The organism is Nocardia sp. NPDC024068, from assembly GCF_040638875.1.
In the GTDB taxonomy this organism is placed as follows: Bacteria; Actinomycetota; Actinomycetes; order Mycobacteriales; family Mycobacteriaceae; genus Nocardia.
On record NZ_JBEZYU010000080.1, the window covers coordinates 1 to 16778 of the forward strand.

Sequence of the window (16778 nt, forward strand, 5' to 3'; positions counted from 1 at the left end):
CAGCCCTCGAGACTCGTGGCTTCGCCACATGCGCTTCGAGGGCTGACAGCAGACGCGGGCCGAACCCTTTGTGGGCCTCGCTGAACTCGGCGCCGAGGGGGTGGACGGTGGTCGGGGAGTGGCGCATCCGGATGAGCACCGGGTGGCGGGTGGTGCGGGAACGGCACCGGGGACGACGCCCCTGTCCGGGGGGTGGCACGAACGCCGACCGGTAGGCCCGTATCGACCTCTGCGTCTGCGCCGGCCCCGCACACCTGAGCAGGTTGCGCCAACATGTCAGGGCTCATCGGTTGCAAGCCCCGGACTTCCAACAGCAGTGCTCAACGGACGCAACCGTGGATGGCCAACCGCTGTGGTGCCGAGTTCAGCGAGGCCCTTGGAGGTCGCGGGCCGTCCCGTGTTTCAGCGCCCGAAGCGAGGCGGCGCAGCCGCGAGTCTCGGGCGCTGAAACACGGGACACCAGGGGCCCGCAACCCCGCGGCGCCGGAGGCGCCGCCATGTCACGGCAGCGCGACCAGGGTGACCGAGGTGCCCGATTCGACGTTGGCGTTGGCGGCGGGGTTCTGGGATACCACCACCGAGGAGTCGAGGGGGGCCAGTTGGCGGACCTGGACCTGGAGTCCCAGTTCCTGCAGGGTTCTGCGGGCTTCGGCGACCGATTTGCCGACCACCGCGGGCATGGTGACTGCTTCGCAGACGATGAGGGTGACCGAGGAGCCGGCGTCGACGGTGATGCCGACCGCGGGGTCGGTGCCGATGACGCGCCCCACTTCGACCAGTTCGTCGTAGGCGCGGCGTTCCCCGGCGACGGTGAGGCCGAGGTCTTCGAGTTTCTTACGGGCCTGGTCGGGGGTGTCGGCGCGGAGGTCGGGGAGTCGCACCGGTTTGGAGCCGTTGCTTTTCCAGACCTGGACGTGGGCGCCGGCGGGCAGCACGGTGCCGGGGCCGGGGTCGACCCGGGCCACCGTGCCCTCGGGGGCGGTGCTGGCGATATCGCCGCCGTTCACGGGCTGCAGGCCCTGGTCGCGGATGAGTTGCTGGACCTCGTCCCAGTCGTCGCCCGGCGCGATGGCTGGGACCTGGGGTTTTCCGCTGGATACCAGGATGTCGACGGCGGAGCCCTTGGTTTCGCGGGCGCCGGGTCCCGGATCGGACCCCACCACACCGCCCACGGGGACGGTGTCGGAGGCCTTGTCGCGGGTGCCGGTCTCGAATCCGGCGTCCTGGAGTTCGGCGGTGGCCTGTTCGAGGGTCATCCCGGCGACCGAGGGCACGGTGGTGTAGCGGCCCATCCCCATCCACCAGCCGCCGATTCCGACGACGAGGGTCAATGCCACCACCACCGCGGCCCAGATCATGCCGTTGCGGCGTCCGGTGGCCCGGGTCTCCTGGTAGGAGCTGTAGTGCGTCGGATGTTGATGCGGGGGGATGTAGGCGGGTGGTGGGGGCTCGTGTCGGGGGTGGGCCGTGGTGACCATCCGGGTGGCGTGCGCGCCGGGGGCGGCGACGGGTTCGGGCGCGGGCCGGGTGACCGGATGCCGGGAGCTGGTGTGTTCGGCCGATTCCTGCGGTGCGGGCACCCGGTAGGGCGGGAGATTCAGCCGGTCCGCGATGGCACGGAGTTCGGTGACCATCTCGGTGGCGTCGGCGAACCGGTGCGCGGGTTCGCGGGCGGTGGCCCGCGCCACCAGCCGGTCGAACTCCGGCGGTACCCCGGCGATGAGGTCGCTGGGGGCGGGTACGTCGTTCTCCACGCGCTGATACGCCACCGACAGCGAATTGTCGCCGGTGAAGGGCACCTGGCTGGTGAGCAGTTCGAAGATCAGGATGCCGAACGCGTACACATCGCTGCGGGCGTCGGCGCTCCCGGAGGTCACCTGTTCGGGTGACAGGTAGGCGGCGGTGCCGAGGATCACGCTGGCGGAGGTGGTGTTGGCGGCGGCGACCGCGCGGACCAGGCCGAAATCGGCGATCTTGACCTCTCCGGCATCGGAGATCAGCACGTTCTCCGGTTTCACGTCGCGGTGTACCAGCCCGGCCGCGTGGGCGACGCCGATCGCCTCGAGTACCGGCTCGGCGACCGCGCGCACCGCGTGCGGGGGCATCGGGCCGCGTTCGCGCAGCAGTTCGCGCAGGGTGCCGCCTTGGACGAGTTCCATCACCAGGAACGGGTACTCGCCGTCGATGCCCTGGTCGTACACCTCGACCAGGGACCGATGTTTCAGACCGGCGACGGCGCGGGCCTCGAATTCGAAGCGGGACAGGAATTGCGGGTCCCCGGCGAATTTGGGGTCCATCACCTTGATGGCGACCTGGCGTCCCAGCCGGGAATCCAGGCCGCGGAATACCATCGACATCCCACCCCGGGCGATCGGCGCGTCGATCCGGTAGCGCCTGTCCAGAACGGCGCCGATCAATTGTCCTCCGGCTGTCACGAACCCTCTCCACCTTCGTACCGTGTCCGACACGGTGCCGCCCTGCGCGGCCCCACCGATGGTATCGGCCGAACCAGTGCGGGTGTCTCACCGCGGGCGGACCGACAGCGTCTACGGTTGTCTTCCGTGAGTGCCTTTCCTTGCAGTGCCGATGTCCTGCCCGCCTCGGTACCACTGCTCTCGCTGCCCGATGTGGCGAAGAACCTGGGTGTCGTCGTTACCCGGGTACATCAGATGCTGCGCGACAATCAGCTGCTCGCGCTGCGCCGCGACGGAGTGGTGTGGGTGCCGGAGATCTTTTTCGACGATACGGGCGCGGTGCTGAAGATGCTGCCCGGTCTGATCACGGTGATGCGGGACGCGAAATACACCGACGAGGAGATCATGGAGTGGATCTTCACCGACGACGACACCTTGCCGGGTAAACCGGTGGAAGCGCTGCACGGGCCGCTGGCCCGCGAGGTGGTGCGGCGCGCCGCCGCGGAGCCCATCTGACGCGGCGGAGCCGATCTCACGCCGCGAGCCGATCCGACGCTGCGAGCCCATCCGACGCTGCGGCGCCCGTAGGTATCGACGCGGTGCCGCGGCGATCCACTACCGGGTGGCCGCGTTACCCGGCGATCGCCGCGCCGGCGGCCAATCGCAGTCGCCGGTGATTCGGTACGACCGCTCGCCGGGCGAAGACGGCGTACTCGTCCTCCTCGATGCGGTCGAGAATTGCGCCGTAGAGGCGGGCGGCGGCGCGGATCGCGGGGCGGACGCGCGGGGTGAGCAGGTCGACACCCGGTGCCGCGACGCGGTAGAGATCCCGGTTCACCGCCACCAGGTGTGCCAGCGCACGGCGGACCGACGACTCGGTGCGCCCGGTGGTGCGGCAGTGCCGCAGTAACTTCTCGTCGACGCCGAACGCGGCGAGTGCATCGGCGGGCAGGTAGATCCGGTCGCGGTCGAGGTCCTCGCCGATATCGCGCAGGAAGTTGGTGAGCTGGAAGGCGTTGCCGAGCGCGGCCGCGGCCGGTTCGGCGTCGGCGCGGGGGACGACGGTGCCCAGCACCGGCAGCAACTGCAGACCGATCGCCGCCGCCGACCCGCGCATGTACTCGTTCAGCGCCGCCATGGACGGGTAGCGGCTGCGGAACCGCGGTGAGCCCGGCACATCCATCCGCATGGAGTGCAGGAAGGTCGTGAAATGCCGTTCCTCGATCTCGAAGCGCCGGACCGTATCGGTGAGTGCGAGGAGGACGGGGCCGAATTCCGCGGGCAGAGCGCTCGTGGCCGGCGGCGGGATGGGTGACCAGATCGCCGTAAGCCGGGTTTCGACGGCGTCGAGTGCGTCGAGCGTCGCGGCCGTGCTCCGGGTGTCCGGGTTGTCGACGATATCGTCGACCGTCCGCGCGAAGGCGTAGAGGGCGTGCACGGCGGGCCGTCGGCCGGCGGACAGCAGCCGGGTCGCCAGGTAGTAGCTGCGGCCGTATTGTGCCGCCACCCGGCGGCAGCGGCGGTAGGCGTCGCGTATCTCGTCCGGCCCGGCGGGCCCCGGGATGGGCGCGACGGCCGGGCCGGGGCGCTGGCGCGGCGGGCGGGCCGCCGCGATATCACTCGCGCGCGGGCCGATCACAGCCCTTGGGTGACGGTCGGCGTCGTGACCGGGTGGGTGACGGCCGGCGTGGTGATCGGGCGTGGAGTGCCGCGCAGCCGCAACGGGTCGACCGTGCGGAGCGAGAGCGCGGCGACCACCGAGGCGAAGGTCGCGGCGGCGACATGCCAGAAGTTGTACAGCCCGATCGAACCGTCGGGCTGGAACACCAGCATCAGCCAGGTGCAGATACCGACCAGCGTCATGAGGGTGGTGGTCGAGAGCGCGAATCCCGCGGCCAGGGCCAGCGGCCACGAGTAGTACCAGGGCAGCGCCGCCGGCGACAGGATGACGATCGCGACGAACGCGATCAGGATGCCCAGCACCGCGTCGCGTTCGGTGAGTTTGAACCGCCACCAGGTCCACACCAGCAGCACCACCAGCGCCACCATGCACAGCATGCGGGTGATCTCGAGGACCGAATCCAGGCCGAACGGGGTGATCCAGGTGGTGGCGTGCGCCATGACGGTGGGCAGCGACAGCCAGTTGATGATCTTGCGCGACCCCGACAGCGCGGTCAGCCAGCCGATACCCACCCCGGCGATCGCCGAGGCCGCCACGAAGACCACGGCGAAGACCGCCAGCCCCAGGGAGGCGATCTTGGCGAACATCTTCCAGTGGTGCGCCAGGAACTCCCGGCTGCTGGTGGACAGTGCGGCGGGTTGACCGTCCGCGGCGCGGCGCTCGCGTTCGTGCAGCATCCAGATCCACACCAGGAAGGGCAGGGCCACCCCGGCGGTCGCCTTGATCGCGACCCCGATCGCCACCACCACGATCCCGGCCACATGATGGCGCTCCAGGACCAGCGCGATACCCGCGCACATCAGGCCGACCATCAGCATCTCGTTGTGCACGCCGCCGATCAGGTGGACCAGCACCAGCGGATTCAGCACCGCCAGCCACAACGCGACCGTGGGTTTTCCGCCGAGGTGTTTGGTCAGATACGGCACGGCCCACATCATCAGTGCCAGACCGGGCAGCATCACGAACCGCAGGGCGATGGTGCCCGCCACCACGCTGTCGCCGGTGACCGCGGTGATCGCGCGGCCCATCAGCAGGAACGCCGGGCCGTAGGGAGCGGTGGTGGTGGTCCAGACGGTGGAGACGTTGTCCAGCAGGACACCGGGGTTGGCCACGGGACCCACCTGGTACGGGTCGAACCCGTCGCGCAGCAGCGCACCCTGGGCGAGATAGGAGTACGCGTCGCGGCTGAACATGGGGACCGCGAACATCAGCGGGGCGATCCAGATACCGACGATGGCCCGCAACTCGTTGAGCCGGACCTCACCGGAATGGCCGCCGTAACCCAGGGTGATACGTCCGAGGCGCACCCAGGCCGCGATCATCATCAGCACCCCGGCCCAGACGCAGATCATCGAGAGCGCGTAGCCGTGCCCGAACCGCAGCCAGGACAGATGGACCGCTTCGAGCAGCGGATCACGTTTGCGCACACCGCCCGCGCCGAACCCGCCGAAAGTGATCATGAGCGCGCCGGCGAAACCGAGCAGCGCCGCATGCCCCTCCGGACTGCGCAGGAAATCGGCGCAGAAGCGCAGCCAACCCCACATACCGGGGGCGAACCCGGACCGTCCGGCCGTGCGTGCGGGCCGCGGGACGGTGGTGGTGACGCCGGGATCGGCGATCTGTACCGGGGTGGCTGTGGTGTGCATATGGGGGGCTGGCATCAGGTGTCGGTCCCCCCGGATGGTCGGCGGTCGCAACCGCAGGCGAATAGGTCGGCGCTCAGTTTACGGCTTCCCTCGGATGAGTCGATCGGACGGTGGCGGGGGCGCGCGTCCGGACAGTGCGATTCTCGCCCACAATGCGCTGGGCCGCGAGTTTTCCGGAAAGCAGCACAGTCGGTACCCCGACCCCGGGCGTGGTGCCGCAACCGGCCAGGACCACGTTCTCGCTGCCCCGCGCGAGATTCCGGGTGCGGAACGGCCCGGTCTGGCGGAAGAGATGGGCGGCGGAGAACGGGGTTCCGGCGAGCATCCCCTGATCGCGCCACCGCGCGGGCGTGTCGAGGCGGTCGACCTGGAACCCGGTCGCGATACCCCGGTATCCGCGGTTCTCCAGTACGTCCAGCAACTCCCGGAGATACGCCGGACCGAGCCGATCCCATTCCAGTGGCGCAGAATTCAGGTTCGGGCACGGCGCGAGCAGGGAGAAGGGTTCGTAGCGGACCCCGTCGCGGGTGATAGACAGCCCGGGATCGCTCAGGGCCGGACGGGTGAGCAGTAGCGACGGATCGCTCATGAGCCGTCCACCCCGGCGCGGGGTGATCTCGGCGAAGGTCCGCGACCATGCCGCGCCGAAGTCGATGGTGTGATGGGCCTGCACCGGCCACGCCGCGGCGATATCGGCCGGGACGGTCCCGTGCGCGACCACCGCCGACGGTGACGCGCGCAGGCCGCCCGGCACCGCGACCCCGAACCGGCGCAGCGAACCGAGATCCGCGGTGAGGACCACCGCGTCGCAGTCGATACCGCCACCGCCCGCCAGTTGCACCCGGCGCGCGCGTTTCCGGCCCCGGCCGCCGCGGGTGTATTCGATACCCGTGACCTCCGTGCCGAGTTCCAGCCGCCCGCCCACCGCGGTGAACGCCCCGGCGAGGGTTTCGGCCACCGCGCGCATCCCACCCTCCGGGAAGTACACACCCAGACCTGTGTCCATATAGGGGATCGTGCCGTAGACGCCGAGTGCCTGGGCGGGTGCCATTCCGGCATAGAGCGCTTGAAAGGTGAACAGCCGCGACAGCCGCGGATCCCGCAGCGTGCGGTTCACCCGCCGCCCCAGCCGGCCGAACCCGCCCAGCCGTACCAGGTCGAGCAGGGCCGCGCGTTTCTCCGGGAACCGGACCATATCCAGCGGTGAATCGAAGTTGGTGTCCAGGAATTGGTCGTACTCGGCCCGGTAGACGCCGGCCAGCCACTCGCGCAGCCGCCGGTACCGCCCGGCCTCCCGGGGACCGCAGACGCGGGCGATCTCGGCGCTCATCTCGTCGGGATCGGAGAACACCCGCAGCTGCGAATCATCGGCGAACCGCGCGTGATACGCGGGGCTCAGCGGACGGATCCGCAGCGGCGGAACGGCGGTCGCGGTATCGAGGCCGACGGCGGCGAGCGCCTCGTCGATGAGACCGGGGAGGGTGAGCACGGTCGCGCCGGAATCGATGTCGTAGTCGCCGAACCGGTACCGGCCCACGCGGCCGCCGACGTGATCGGCACGTTCGAGCAGGGTGACCGAGCAGCCGGCGCCGGTCAGATACAACGCCGCCGAGAGCCCCGACAGGCCGGCCCCGACCACCACCACATGCTCCACCGGCCCGACCACCGACCTGAGCGAACGGGCTGCCGTTTCCGGGCGCCGACCGCTCACGCCGTGTTGTTCGGGGCGTGGGTGGGCGCCCTCCGTGATGACGCGGGCTGCCGCCTCCGGGCGCTGACCGCTCACGCCGTGCGCCGGGTCGCGGCGAGGGCCATCGCCCGCAACCGGTCCTTGGCCTCCGGGGTGGCGGAACTGGTTTCGATGGCGCGCAGGCCCTGTTCGGTGAGAGTGGCGATCCGGGCCTCCACGGCGTCCACCGCGCCGAGTCCGGTGAGCAGCGAACGCAATGCGCCCACCTGCTGTTCGGACAGGTCGGTGCCGATCTCGGCGCGCAGCCGGTCACCGGCCGCCGGGTCCGTCTCGGCGGCCCGCGCCAGCGCCTCGGCGACCAGGACGGTGCGTTTACCTTCGCGCAGGTCGTCGCCGGACGGTTTCCCGGTGACCGCCGGATCGCCGAAAACGCCGAGCAGGTCGTCGCGGAGCTGGAACGCGATACCGATATCGGTGCCGTAGGTGCGGTAGGCGGTGATCAGGGCGGGGTCCGCGTCGGCCAGGGCCGCGCCCAGATGCAGCGGGCGTTCGACGGTGTAGGCGGCGGTCTTGTACCGGTTGATCCGCAGTGCCGCGGCCACCGATTCGTCGCCGCTGGCCTCGCCGTGCACATCGAGCAGCTGCCCGCCCAGTACCTCCGTGCGCATCCGGGCCCAGACGGCGGCGAATCGGGCCAGCGCCGCGGGCGGCAGGCCGGAATCGTGCACCATATCGTCGGCCCAGGCCAGCGCCAGATCGCCGAGGAGGATCGCGACCGATTCGCCGTAGTGCGCCGGATCACCGGTCCAGCCGCGATCGCGATGGCGTTGCTCGAAGTCCACGTGCACGGTGGGGAAGCGACGCCGGGTGCGCGAGCAATCGATGATGTCGTCGTGGATCAGCGCACACGCCTGCACCAGCTCCAGCGCCGAGCAGGCGTTCAGGACCGCGGTGGCCTGCGGGCCCGCCGGATCACCACCCGCGCCCAGCCAGCCCATCCACGCGAAACCGGGCCGGGTGCGTTTGCCGCCGCGCAGCACGAACGATTCGAGCGCCTCGGCCGCATCGGTGAACACCGGGCCGAGTTCGGCGACGGAATCGGTGCGGGTGGCGAAGAAGGCGGTCAGCGCCTGTTCCACGGCCGTCGCGAAGGCCGCGGTCCCGGGGACGGCCGAGGTGGGACCCGACCTGGTCGGAGTACCGGTTCCGGCGGACAGGGTGACCTCCCAGTTCGTTCGATACGCGCGAGCTCCGGTGGCGGGAGAGCCCGTCACGGGGTGCCGCGATCGACGGCGGCACGCGTGCGCCCGCCGTGGGCGGCGGGACATGATCGCAGAATACGCGCGCGGGCGCGCGGGCCCGGATCGGGGCGCGACCTGGGGAGCGGCCCCGGGGGATGCTCCCGCCCGCCTAGACTGTGCCGGTGACTTTCGACAACGCGCGGGGACTACCGACCCCTGGCCGGCCGTCCCCCACGTCACCGGACGTCTCCACGACGCGTTCGGTCGTGCAGAGCCTGGGCCGGCGAGCCGACGGCACCGTTCCGTTCTCGGTGGAGTTCTCCCCGCCCCGCGACGAGGCGGGTGAGCAGCGGCTGTGGCGCGCGGTGCGCACCTTCGAGCGGATGCATCCGGCGTTCGTCTCCATGACCTACGGCGCGGGTGGCAGCACCCGCGACCGCACCGTGCGGGTCACCGGGCAGCTGGCTCAGGAGACCACACTGCTGCCGGTCGGTCATCTCACCGCCGTCGGGCACAGTGTCGCCGAACTGCGGTCCATCGTGGGCGCCTACGCAGACTCCGGTATCAGCAATATCCTCGTGCTCCGCGGCGATCCGCCCGGCGATCCGCTGGGTGAATGGCGCAAACATCCCGGGGGCGTCGAATACGCCGAGGAATTGGTGCGCATCGTGCGTGATCTCGGGGATTTCCACGTGGGGGTCGCTTCGTTCCCGCAGGGGCATCACCGGTCACCCGATCTGGATTGCGATACCGACTACCTCGCCGCGAAATTGCGCGCAGGCGCCGAGTACTCCATCACCCAGATGTTCTTCGACGTCGACGACTATCTGCGTCTGCGGGACCGGATAGTGGCCCGTGACCCGGTGGAGGGCGCCAAGCCGATCATTCCCGAGCTGATGCCCATCACCTCGTTGCGCACGGTGGAGCGCGCCGAACAGCTCTGCGGCCGCCCGCTGCCGGACCGGGTGATCGAGCGGCTGCGCCGGGCGGCGGGATCGGGACCGGAGGAGGATCGCGCCGCAGTGCGCGCCGCGGGTATCGAGATCGCGACCGAGATGGGTGCGCGACTGATCGCCGAGGGCGCGCCGTGCCTGCATTTCATCACCCTGAATTTCGCCAAGGCCACCGGTGAGGTGCTGGCCAATCTGGGATACGGGGTGACGGCGGCGCCGGTGAGCGCCTGATCCGGCCGCCGGTCGTACCGGATATTCGATCCGGTTAGGCCGAAGCCCGCAGGTCGGGTGCGGTGTAGACCTGGACCGTCGTGCGGCCGTCGCGGCGCGCGATCTCGATGATCCGGTCGTCGTGACGCACGATGACGCCCGGCGCGTCCTCGATCGGGTCGAGGATCTCGATTCCGGCGATCCGTTCACCCGCGTGATCGAGGCGGTCACCGGGCTTGGCGGCGATGAACACCCGGCCACCGACCACCCACCAGGTCCCCGGAATATCCGGTAGCCGCTCCGGGGCGTCACCCAGCACGTGGTGGGCGATGCGGTGGCCGGCGCTGTGCGGATCGCTCAGCCAGACCGCGCACCGGTCGTGCCACTGCGTCCAGGTGGTATCGGCACTCGGGTAACCGGTGACGGTGACGGTCATGGTGCAGCCTCCTCGCAGCCCGGGCCGGAAGAACTGTCCCTGCCGATCGGTCCGGGCGGATTCATCATCCGTTCCGCCGCCGGGCGGGCACAAGGCCGAGAATCAGCGTGAGTCCAGCTCTTGGAGGGGACTCAGAGGACGTCCCTTCCAGGTCAGCGCGTTGCGATAGCGATCGAGCTGTGACCAGCCCCACAGCGTGAGGTACGCGCCGACGGACAGCGGATGAGCCGCGGCGCTCAGCAGATCCGTGGCCGCGGGCGGCCGGCCGGTTTCCAGGTCGCGGGCCAGCAGCCGGCCCGATACCGCGGCCACGTAGCCCAGGATCCCGTAACGCCGGATCCGCCCGCGGCCCAGCACGGCGGCCAGCGGGGGCAGCCAGTAGGCCCAGGCCGCGGCCCCGGCCACGGCGAGGCCACCGGAAACCGTTCCGCTGTAGGCGGACCAGAGCCATCGGCGGTAGCCGCCGGCGAGTTCGGCCGCGCCGCAGTACATCCGGGTCGCGGCGAGTTCGCCCGCCGCCGCGACGGCGGTGCGATGGCCGGCGCGGCGCAGCGCCCGGGCGAGCGCGAGATCCTCGGTGACCGCGGCCGCGACCGGGATATGCCCGCCGATCGCGCGGTATCCGGACGTATCGAAGACGAGGAACTGGCCGCATGCCACCACGGTGGACGGACGGGTGCCGCGATCGGCGAGCGCGACGGGCAGCGTGGCGGCCCAGGACCAGCACAGCAACGGCTGGACCAGCAGTTCGGCGAGCGTATGTGCCCGCTGTCGCGGCCAGGCGGTGAGCAGCGTCAGCCGCCGTGCGCGCAACTGGGTGACCGCCGCGGCCAGTGCGGCGGGTGCCAATCGGACATCGGCGTCCAGGAACACGAGGACGCCGGGTGCGCGCCCCGTATCGGGTCCGGTCCCGAAGGCGTGCTCCGCGAGCACCCGGCAGGCCGCCGCCTTACCGGTCCAGCCCGGTGGGGGTGCGCCGGTTGTGGTGAGCACCGCACACCGTGGGTCACCGTCGATCGCCCGGCGCGCGGCTTCGGCGGTGCCGTCGCTCGAGTCGTCGTCCAGCACCAGCACCCGCAGCAGCGGTATGCCGGTCTGCGCGCGGAGATCACCGATCAGGGCGGGAAGCCGCCGGGCCTCGTCGCGGGCGGGCACACAGACCGTCACCGCCTCGGTTAGCGCCGGAGGCGTCCGGGACAGCCGGGGCACAGTGCAGCGGTTCCAGGCGCTGAGCACGGCGCCCGCCACGGCGAGAGCCGATCCCACCTGTACCGCGCGTACGCAGCGGTTGCGCGCGACAGGGCTCACCGGTTGGTCTTGACCCCGTCCCACCAGCGGCGCAGCGAGAATCCGGCGGGTGCGCCCGGTGCGGCGGGATTACGGTCGAGGTAGGCCAGCGCGATGACGATGGCCGCGATGGCCAGGGTTATCCCGCCCACGATGCCCGCCCAGCCCGCGAAGGAGCGGGTGTTGGGATCGGAGTAGCCGACCTCCGCTCGTACCGTGCTCACCTCGCCGGCGGGCAGTTTCCACGACACCACGGAATCGCCCTCGCGGGTTCCGTTGGTCTTGGCGACCCGGGACGGGAACGCCACGCTCAGCTGCACATCGGAGCCGTGCGGGGCCAGCGTCTCGAGGTCGATCCGGCCGTTGAGACTCACCAGGTCGCCGTTGCGCTGGAACTTCAGCTGGAACAGACCCTGCGCCTGTTCGGAGAGTTGCGACAGCTGTTCGACCTCACCGAAGTTCAGATCGTCGAAATAGATTTCGTTGCCCACATAGCCGTCCTGGTTGTACGGCTCGATCCGCACCTTGGTGGCCAGCGCTTCCGGGGCGGTGAACTGTGGGCCCTTGTCCTCGGCGTTCTCCGGCACGACCGCGGCCACGATCCGGCCCGATACCCGGTCGTTGGACGACACACCCATCGACGCCTGCACTCGCAGGCAGCCGGCGAGCGCGGGCACCAGCAGCGCCGCCAAGACGAGGGCGGCGCTCATCCGCACCCGGAGGCGGCGGGCGCGCGGAGCAGGGACCGGGGAGCCGGGTTCGGCGGTGACGGGACTCGTTGGCACGGGTGACATGGTGCCAGGCCCGAACTCACCCACGCCATACGACGGGCCCGGTCGCGCCACGGTCGTGACCCGGCATCCGCCCGGCGCCGGTGCGTACCAGCTTCACCAGCAGCGGAACGCCGAGGATTCCGAGAGCGACGAGGCCGTAACCGGCCGAATACGGCAGTCCGAGGAAGGCCGCGTGCGCCAGCGCGGAACCGAGCCAGGTCCACAGGAACATCAGCACCGGGACGGCGACCCGGCCGGCGGGCGGCGCGGTGCGATCCCAGAGCGTCAGCGCCGCCGCCATTACGGCCGCCACCAGGAACCAGCCGAGATAGTTGGTCCACGGAATCGCTTCGAGGCCCGGTAGTCCGGCGCCGGCGCGGTGCCAGCGCCACTGACCATCGGCCACCATCTGCGGGTCCAGGAACAGGTCCCAGCCGACGGCCCCGGTGGCGGTCGCCAGGATCCGCGGTCCGGCACGGCGGCACAGTATGCCCGCGACCACCCAGATCGGATACAGCCCACCGGTCCATGCGAGCGGTACCACCAGCGGGACCCCGAACAGCGCCGGACCCAACCGGCCGGTCGCGTAGTCGTAGGCGCCGAAGGGTATTCCGGTCGCGGTGCCCACGGCTTCGGCGAACAATCCGGTCCCGGAAACGATCACCGCGAATCCGAGCCCGTAGCGCACACCCCTGGTGACCGCCGCGTGCAGCAACGCCGTTCCCGCCGACAACAGGACCACGGCCACGGTCACCGCGTCCCGCGCCGCGGCCGTGGTGAGGGGATAGGCGATCTGTGCCACGACCAGCGCCACCAGGCAGCCGGCAGGAATCAGCCGGTAGCGGGCCGCCGGCGGCCGGTCGCGGGGTGCCGTGCTCACCGGCGTATCCACCGCCGGATCCGCCGGCCGTCACGCAGCACCAGGCGCGCCGCGGTGCGGCCGCTCGCGCCCGACACCCCGCCGCCGGGATGGGTGGAGGCGCCGGTCAGGTACAGACCCGGCGCCCCGGGCACGCGGTGACCGGCCAGCTCCGGTAGCGGCCGCCACAGCATCATCTGATCCAGGCTCATCTCGATATGCATGACGTTGCCGCCGCGCAGCCCCATCTCCGACTCCAGATCCGCCGGCGTCTGCACATGGCGTCGCAGCACCGAGGCCGCCGAACCCGGTGCGTAGCGGTCCAGTTCGGCGACGATGCGATCGGCCTCGGACTCCGCGTGGGCGGGCCAGCCGCTGCCGTCGGCGAGCCGGTAGGGATGCCACTGCGACCACAGCGAGAGCTGATGTTGCCCGGTGGGGGCGATACTCGGGTCGAGCGCACTGAAACTCATGGCCAGCACGACCGGTCGCGGCGGCAACCGGCCGCCGAGCGCGTGGCCGTGCGCCAGCCGCAGCTGGTCGCGGTGGCCGACCAAGAGCTGGAGCCCGGTGGCGGATTGCTCCGGCGTCGCGCCGGGGTAGTGCGGCAGGGCGTCGGTCGCCGCCCGCACCACCATGCCGATACCGGGGCCCACCCGGATCCGCCGCCGCCAGTCGTCGAGCGGAGCCGGATCGAAACCACCGGCGCGCAGCAGGTCCAGTGTGGTGAGGATATGGGTTCCCACGATCACCGTCTCCGCGTCGTATTCGCGCCCCGCCCGGGTACGCACCCGCCAGCCGTCGAGCCGGCGGGTGAGGGTGGTGGCGGCGTCGCCGGCGATGATCTCTCCGCCGTCGGCGCGCAGGCGCGCGGCGAGCGCCTCGGTGAGGGCTCCGCTGCCGCCCACCGCCCGGCCCGGCGGCAGCGTGTGCATGAGTGCGGCGAACCCCACCATGGGTGCGGTCCCCGGCTCCGACATCGGTGGTCCCGACTGGGCGCCGAACCACGCCAGGGCCGCTTTCAGCCGTTCGTCGTCGAACCAGGTGTCCAGCAGAGCGTCCCCGGATTGCAGGAACTCCCGGGAGAGCGCGCTGCCACCGTCTCCGGCGTCCAGACCCCAGAACGATCGCAGCAACCGGCCCGGGACCGGCGCCCCGCCGAAGGAACGCATCACCCGCCGTGCGCGGGGCTCCCAGACCTCGGCGAACCGCCGGTAGGCCACCGCGTCGCGCTCGCCGCAGGCGGCGGCGATCGAGGCACAGGTCCGCGCGAGATCCCGGTGGAACACGATCGGCGCCGCACCGGTGTCGGGGCAGGCGGGTACGAAGGCCCACGGATCACAGTCCAGGTAGCGCAGGCCGTATCGGTCCAGGGCCAGCTCCTCGATGATCCCGGTGTGCCGGATCATGAGATGGGCCGACGATCCCCGGTCCACCCGGTGCCCCGGGAACCGCTCCACGGTCGAGACCGCGCCGCCGAGGACGGTATCGCTCTCCAGTACCCGTACCCGCCGCCCCTCGCGGGCGAGGTAGCAGGCCGCGACCAGGGCGTTGTGGCCCGACCCGATGATCACCACGCTCATGACAGCGGCAACGACCGGCCCAGGATGCCGAAGCGCCGGTGGTCGCCGGCGAAGGCGAAATCGCGCAGGACATCCTGGAAGCCCATCCGCCGGTAGAGCCGCCAGGCCCGGTTGTCCTCGGCGTAGACCTCAGGGGTCGACAGCAGCACCGAATGTTCGGGCCGGTCGCGCAGCAGCTGCCGGAGCAGTATCGCGCCGATTCCGCGGCCCTGGGCGCTGGGATGCACATGCAGTTCGGTGAGCTCGAAATAATCTCCCAGCAGCCGCTGGGTGGCGGGCTCGGCCCAGCCCGCGCGCCGCATCCCCGCGTGTACCTGCTGCTGCCACCACTGATGGGGGCCGCCCCGGTAGCCGTAGGCGATCGCGACGATGGGGGAGCGGCGCAGGTCGAATTCGCCGTTGTCCTCGGGAAGGACCGCCGCGACGGCCTGCCATCCCGTGCGATGAGTGTGTTCGGTCCACATGGGGGCGCGATGGTGCTCGGTACCGCGGGGGTAGTCCATGGCCGCGACGTACACGGCGAGCGCGTCGTGCAGCCGCGCGCGCAGTGCGGCCACCGAGAGGTCGACGACGACCGGGGCGGGGAGATGGTTGGACTTGACGGCGGTCATTTCGGTATCGGTGGGCTCTTTCCCTGTCGGCGGGCCGGAGCTGCGGCTTTCGGGCCCGCAAACATGTCGGTGGTCGTCTCTATATTCAAGCTCGAGCCAAACGTTCGAAAACCTGTTCGGCCCCCCAGCGGTGCACGCTCAGCCTGCCATACCGGTAGACCACCGCGGGTTGCGACGGGCGAGATACGGAGGGACGGCTATGTCGGATCGAAGGGTGCACCCGGGTCATGCGGGGCGGGCGGGGATGCTGCTGCGGCGCGCCGACGGGCTGCTCATGGAGGCGGCCGGTGAGAGCGACCCGGGGGAACGGTTCCGTGTCGCCTATCTGGCCGCCCTGCGCGGCGCGGGTGCCGTGCTGGCGCTGACGGGCGCCGACGCCGCACCCCGGGCACGATCGCGTAACGCCTGGGTGATGTTGCAGCGCGCGGCGCCCGAATTCGTGATGTGGGCCGACTACTTCAGTGGGCATTCCGCCACCCGGGCGGCACTCGAGGCGGGCCTGCCCCGTGACATCGACGAGACCTGGGCCGACGAGTTCTGTTCGCGAGTCGGTGCTTTTCTGCACGATGTCGAAGACCTGAGCGCGCCCGCGGTCCGGTTGCGCGCCGCGGGAGACGAGAGCGGCACGCCGTGATCTTCGCCGCGCCGACCGGCCGGGCCTGCGTATTTCCGCCCGGTCGGACTCGATCCGGGGACGAAGTTGGTTCCGCTGCACCCATATGGTGGTACGGCCCTGGGCGAACTCGTATCATTGGGGACAGATAGCCGCCAAGGGGTTATCTGTCGCCTACCCGGAGGCGACAGCCACGTCCTAGTGCCGGGGGAGGTACCGTGCCACTCTCCGAGCACGAGCAGCGCATGCTCGAACAGATCGAGAGCGCTCTCTATGCTGAGGATCCGAAGTTCGCGTCGTCCGTCCGCGGTGGACGTTTCCGTACGACCTCGAGTCGCCGCAGACTCCAGGCGGCGGCTCTGTTCGTCATCGGCCTGGTTCTACTGATCGCCGGTATCGCCCTTCCGGTGCGCCCCGGCGGTTTCCCGATCATCAGTCTGGTCGGATTCATCGTGATGTTCGGCGCGGGAGTTCTGCTCCTGCTCGGCGGAGCGAAGTCCGGCTCGGCGGGCCGGGGCGAGTCCCCGGATGAATCGGCGGGCACGGGATCGACGGAACGAGGTGCCGGCCGCAACCGGCAACGGCGTTCCGGCGGGTTCACCGAACGTATGGAAGACCGCTTCCGCCGAAGGTTCGAACAGGAATAGCCGCCCCGGCGGCCGAACCTCGGTAACAGCTGCAGCGGTGCCGCACCCGGAAAACGGTGGGGGCCCAACACCCGGGTGCGGCGCCGCACCCTCGCACCGCGCGCCCCCCCCACCCACCCCCCCCCCGGCCGCCC

General features: G+C 70.8%; 15 protein-coding genes. 4 read left to right on the plus strand and 11 right to left on the minus strand.

Annotated elements, in window-relative coordinates; genetic code table 11:
* Nucleotides 1-500: 500 nt before the first annotated feature.
* Nucleotides 501-2435: a Stk1 family PASTA domain-containing Ser/Thr kinase gene (gene pknB, locus AB0F41_RS29610; protein WP_357429534.1), complete on the minus strand. Its 1935-nt coding sequence runs from the start codon at nucleotides 2433-2435 to the stop codon at nucleotides 501-503.
* Between the two features lie 126 nt (nucleotides 2436-2561).
* Between pknB and AB0F41_RS29615 the strand changes: the two genes are divergently transcribed.
* Complete coding sequence (locus AB0F41_RS29615; protein ID WP_357429536.1) at nucleotides 2562-2930, plus strand: Rv2175c family DNA-binding protein; 369 nt, start codon at nucleotides 2562-2564, stop codon at nucleotides 2928-2930.
* 115 nt (nucleotides 2931-3045) lie between these two features.
* Here the strand turns inward: AB0F41_RS29615 and AB0F41_RS29620 are convergent, their stop codons facing one another.
* The 4 genes from AB0F41_RS29620 to AB0F41_RS29635 form a co-directional block, all read right to left on the minus strand.
* Nucleotides 3046-3978, minus strand: a complete 933-nt coding sequence (locus AB0F41_RS29620; protein ID WP_357429554.1) for a phytoene/squalene synthase family protein — start codon at nucleotides 3976-3978, stop codon at nucleotides 3046-3048.
* Between the two features lie 71 nt (nucleotides 3979-4049).
* On the minus strand, nucleotides 4050-5639 hold the full coding sequence (locus tag AB0F41_RS29625) for an alpha-(1->6)-mannopyranosyltransferase A (RefSeq protein ID WP_357429556.1): 1590 nt from the start codon (nucleotides 5637-5639) through the stop codon (nucleotides 4050-4052).
* A gap of 175 nt (nucleotides 5640-5814) precedes the next feature.
* Nucleotides 5815-7527 carry a phytoene desaturase family protein gene (gene crtI / locus AB0F41_RS29630; protein ID WP_357429538.1) on the minus strand — a complete coding sequence of 571 codons (1713 nt, stop codon included), beginning with the start codon at nucleotides 7525-7527 and terminating at the stop codon, nucleotides 5815-5817.
* Nucleotides 7524-8648, minus strand: a complete 1125-nt coding sequence (locus AB0F41_RS29635; protein WP_357429558.1) for a polyprenyl synthetase family protein — start codon at nucleotides 8646-8648, stop codon at nucleotides 7524-7526. Before AB0F41_RS29635 ends, crtI begins: the two co-directional genes overlap by 4 nt.
* Nucleotides 8649-8938: 290 nt before the next feature.
* Here AB0F41_RS29635 and AB0F41_RS29640 point away from each other — a divergent pair, with 290 nt between their 5' ends.
* Entirely contained in the window at nucleotides 8939-9856 is a 918-nt protein-coding gene (locus tag AB0F41_RS29640; RefSeq protein WP_357429560.1) for a methylenetetrahydrofolate reductase, read from the plus strand.
* A 34-nt stretch (nucleotides 9857-9890) separates the two neighbouring features.
* Here the strand turns inward: AB0F41_RS29640 and AB0F41_RS29645 are convergent, their stop codons facing one another.
* The 6 genes from AB0F41_RS29645 to AB0F41_RS29670 all read right to left on the minus strand — a co-directional run bounded on the left by AB0F41_RS29645 (nucleotide 9891) and on the right by AB0F41_RS29670 (nucleotide 15384).
* On the minus strand, nucleotides 9891-10271 hold the full coding sequence (locus tag AB0F41_RS29645; RefSeq protein WP_357429540.1) for a hypothetical protein: 381 nt from the start codon (nucleotides 10269-10271) through the stop codon (nucleotides 9891-9893).
* 102 nt (nucleotides 10272-10373) lie between these two features.
* Complete coding sequence (locus AB0F41_RS29650) at nucleotides 10374-11579, minus strand: glycosyltransferase (RefSeq protein WP_357429542.1); 1206 nt, start codon at nucleotides 11577-11579, stop codon at nucleotides 10374-10376.
* Nucleotides 11576-12268: a DUF3153 domain-containing protein gene (locus tag AB0F41_RS29655; protein WP_357429562.1), complete on the minus strand. Its 693-nt coding sequence runs from the start codon at nucleotides 12266-12268 to the stop codon at nucleotides 11576-11578. The genes AB0F41_RS29650 and AB0F41_RS29655 overlap by 4 nt, the downstream gene beginning before the upstream one ends.
* Before the next feature lie 100 nt (nucleotides 12269-12368).
* A complete protein-coding gene (locus AB0F41_RS29660; protein ID WP_357429544.1) occupies nucleotides 12369-13211 on the minus strand; it encodes a carotenoid biosynthesis protein in 843 nt (280 codons plus the stop codon).
* Nucleotides 13208-14773 carry an NAD(P)/FAD-dependent oxidoreductase gene (locus AB0F41_RS29665; protein ID WP_357429546.1) on the minus strand — a complete coding sequence of 522 codons (1566 nt, stop codon included), beginning with the start codon at nucleotides 14771-14773 and terminating at the stop codon, nucleotides 13208-13210. Before AB0F41_RS29665 ends, AB0F41_RS29660 begins: the two co-directional genes overlap by 4 nt.
* On the minus strand, nucleotides 14770-15384 hold the full coding sequence (locus tag AB0F41_RS29670) for an N-acetyltransferase (RefSeq protein WP_357429548.1): 615 nt from the start codon (nucleotides 15382-15384) through the stop codon (nucleotides 14770-14772). Before AB0F41_RS29670 ends, AB0F41_RS29665 begins: the two co-directional genes overlap by 4 nt.
* Before the next feature lie 199 nt (nucleotides 15385-15583).
* On the opposite strand from AB0F41_RS29670, the gene AB0F41_RS29675 reads away from it, so the two are divergent.
* Both AB0F41_RS29675 and AB0F41_RS29680 read left to right on the plus strand, forming a co-directional pair.
* Nucleotides 15584-16018: an SAV_6107 family HEPN domain-containing protein gene (locus tag AB0F41_RS29675; protein ID WP_357429550.1), complete on the plus strand. Its 435-nt coding sequence runs from the start codon at nucleotides 15584-15586 to the stop codon at nucleotides 16016-16018.
* A 197-nt stretch (nucleotides 16019-16215) separates the two neighbouring features.
* Nucleotides 16216-16644 carry a DUF3040 domain-containing protein gene (locus AB0F41_RS29680; RefSeq protein WP_357429552.1) on the plus strand — a complete coding sequence of 143 codons (429 nt, stop codon included), beginning with the start codon at nucleotides 16216-16218 and terminating at the stop codon, nucleotides 16642-16644.
* Nucleotides 16645-16778: the final 134 nt, after the last annotated feature.

Coding starts and splice junctions, on each gene's coding strand:
- AB0F41_RS29625 (WP_357429556.1), bottom strand. CDS start 5,639: ATGTGGGGTTGGCTGCGCTTCTGCGCCGATTTCCTGCGCAGTCCGGAG.
- AB0F41_RS29645 (WP_357429540.1), bottom strand. CDS start 10,271: ATGACCGTCACCGTCACCGGTTACCCGAGTGCCGATACCACCTGGACG.
- AB0F41_RS29655 (WP_357429562.1), bottom strand. CDS start 12,268: ATGAGCGCCGCCCTCGTCTTGGCGGCGCTGCTGGTGCCCGCGCTCGCC.
- AB0F41_RS29665 (WP_357429546.1), bottom strand. CDS start 14,773: ATGAGCGTGGTGATCATCGGGTCGGGCCACAACGCCCTGGTCGCGGCC.
- AB0F41_RS29670 (WP_357429548.1), bottom strand. CDS start 15,384: ATGACCGCCGTCAAGTCCAACCATCTCCCCGCCCCGGTCGTCGTCGAC.
- AB0F41_RS29675 (WP_357429550.1), top strand. CDS start 15,584: ATGTCGGATCGAAGGGTGCACCCGGGTCATGCGGGGCGGGCGGGGATG.